The 2,991-nt window shown below is 52.8% G+C and carries 1 rRNA gene; it reads left to right on the top strand.

Annotation, left to right across the window (positions count from 1 at the left end):
* The first annotated feature begins 29 nt into the window (after positions 1-29).
* Positions 30-2,916, top strand: a 23S ribosomal RNA gene (locus tag PL9631_RS27255).
* The last annotated feature ends 75 nt before the right edge of the window (positions 2,917-2,991 follow it).

Below are 2,991 nucleotides of genomic sequence, written 5' to 3'. Positions count from 1 at the left end.
GAACAGAAATTCTCGAAAAAAGAGAAAGTGGTCAAGATAGAAAGGGCTGACGGTGGAAACCTTGGCACACAGAGGCGAAGAAGGACGTGGCGACCGACGATAAACTCCGGGGAGCTGGAAGCGAGCGACGAGCCGGAGGTGTCCGAATGGGGCAACCCAAAAACAGCCCACTGAATCAAATAGGTGGGCATGAGCGAACCGGGCGAACTGAAACATCTTAGTAGCCCGAGGAAAAGAAAGCAAAAGCGATTTCCCGAGTAGTGGTGAGCGAAAGGGAAACAGCCTAAACCAGTCGGTTTACCGATTGGGGTAGTGGGACAGCGACACTGGACTTAGAGAGTTAGACAAAGCAGATGAAACCTGCACCAGAGAAGGTGAAAGTCCTGTAGTCGAAAACTCAAAGAGCCTAGCTGAATCCCGAGTAGCACGGAGCCCGTGAAAGTCCGTGTGAATCCGCCTCGACCACGAGGTAAGGCTAAATACTCCTGTGTGACCGATAGAGAAACAGTACCGTGAGGGAAAGGTGAAAAGAACCCCGGAAGGGGAGTGAAATAGAACCTGAAACCGTCAGCTTACAAGCAGTGGGAGTCCGATTTAACGGATGACCGCGTGCCTGTTGAAGCATGAGCCGGCGAGTTAAAGGCAATGGCAGGTTAAGACAGAAAATGTCGCAGCCCAAGCGAAAGCGAGTCTGAAGAGGGCGAAGTCGTCATTGTTTTTAGACCCGAACCCGGGTGATCTAACCATGTCCAGGATGAAGCTTGGGTAAAACCAATTGAAGGTCCGAACCGACCGATGTTGAAAAATCGGCGGATGAGGTGTGGTTAGGGGTGAAATGCCAATCGAACCCGGAGCTAGCTGGTTCTCCCCGAAATGTGTTGAGGCACAGCGGTTGCGGAAAAATCTGGGGGGTAAAGCACTGTTTCGGTGCGGGCTGCGAGAGCGGTACCAAATCGAGACAAACTCTGAATACCCAGAGGAAGAGCAACCAGTCAGACGGTGGGGGATAAGCTCCATCGTCAAGAGGGAAACAGCCCAGACCACCAGCTAAGGTCCCCAAATCACCACTAAGTGAGAAAGGAGGTGGGAATGCCGTGACAACCAGGAGGTTTGCCTAGAAGCAGCCAACCTTAAAAGAGTGCGTAATAGCTCACTGGTCAAGCGTTCCTGCGCCGAAAATGAACGGGGCTAAGTGGTGTACCGAAGCTGTGGAATATGATTTATTGTATTGGTAGGGGAGCGTTCTGGCGTAGGGAGAAGCACTAGCGGAAGCAGGTGTGGACGAACCAGAAGTGAGAATGTCGGCTTGAGTAGCGAAAATGTAGGTGAGAATCCTACACCCCGAAACCCTAAGGGTTCCTCCGCACGGCTCGTCCGCGGAGGGTGAGTCAGGGCCTAAGGCGAGGCTGAAGAGCGTAGTCGATGGACAACGGGCGAATAGTCCCGTACCGTGGGTAAATTGGTCAGGGGAACGGAGAAGGTGTGTGCTAGCCGGATGATGGTTACCGGTGCAACCGTACGAGGTGTTGAGGTCTGGCGAAAACAGACTGAGCTAAGGCGGGAGTCCGACCCTTTACGAAGGGGAAGTAGAGAGCATCAAGCTTCCAAGAAAAGCCCTAAAACCGTTAATTTACCAACGCCTGTACCCGAAACCGACACAGGTAGGGAGGTTGAGAAAACTCAGGGGCGCGAGATAACTCTCTCTAAGGAACTCGGCAAAATGGCTCCGTAACTTCGGGAGAAGGAGTGCTTACGCAAGTAAGCCGCAGTGAAGAGGCCCAGGCGACTGTTTACCAAAAACACAGGTCTCCGCCAACTCGTAAGAGGAAGTATGGGGGCTGACGCCTGCCCAGTGCCGGAAGGTTAAGGAAGTCGGTCAGGCGCAAGCTAAAGCTGATGACTGAAGCCCCGGTGAACGGCGGCCGTAACTATAACGGTCCTAAGGTAGCGAAATTCCTTGTCGGGTAAGTTCCGACCCGCACGAAAGGCGTAACGATCTGGGCACTGTCTCGGAGAGAGACTCGGCGAAATAGAATTGTCTGTGAAGATACGGACTACCTGCACCTGGACAGAAAGACCCTATGAAGCTTTACTGTATCCTGGAATTGGGTTCGGGCTTTGCTTGCGCAGTATAGGTGGGAGGCTTTGAAGTCATCCTTGTGGGGATGATGGAGCCATCGGTGAGATACCACTCTAGTAGAGCTAGAATTCTAACTCTAACCCGTGAATCCGGGTTGAAGACAGTTTCAGGGGGGCAGTTTGACTGGGGCGGTCGCCTCCTAAAAGGTAACGGAGGCGCGCAAAGGTTCCCTCAGAATGGTTGGAAATCATTCGCAGAGTGTAAAGGCATAAGGGAGCTTGACTGTGAGACCTACAAGTCGAACAGGGTGGAAACACGGCCTTAGTGATCCGACGGTACTGTGTGGAAAGGCCGTCGCTCAACGGATAAAAGTTACTCTAGGGATAACAGGCTGATCTCCCCCAAGAGTTCACATCGACGGGGAGGTTTGGCACCTCGATGTCGGCTCATCGCAACCTGGGGCGGAAGTACGTCCCAAGGGTTGGGCTGTTCGCCCATTAAAGCGGTACGTGAGCTGGGTTCAGAACGTCGTGAGACAGTTCGGTCCATATCCGGTGCAGGCGCAAGAGCATTGAGAGGAGCCTTCCCTAGTACGAGAGGACCGGGAAGGACGCACCGCTGGTGTACCTGTTATCGTGCCAACGGTAAACGCAGGGTAGCTATGTGCGGAGTGGATAACCGCTGAAAGCATCTAAGTGGGAAGCCCACCTCAAGATGATTGCTCTCACCACTTTTTGTGGGTAAGGTCACGGGCAGAACACCCGTTTATAGGTGTTAGGTCGAAGTCCAGCGATGGATGTAGCCGAGACACACTAACAGACCGAGGGCTTGACCTCATTTTTATTTACTACTCCAGTTTCTCTGCAATCTTCAGTGTTTCTGAACTGCATTTCATCTCTCTACACTGAGCA

The sequence above is a fragment of the Planktothrix paucivesiculata PCC 9631 genome (genome assembly GCF_900009265.2).
Taxonomy (GTDB): domain Bacteria; phylum Cyanobacteriota; class Cyanobacteriia; order Cyanobacteriales; family Microcoleaceae; genus Planktothrix; species Planktothrix paucivesiculata.
The sequence above is the reverse complement of the archived record's forward strand: the minus strand, read 5'-3'. Positions and strand labels throughout refer to the sequence as shown.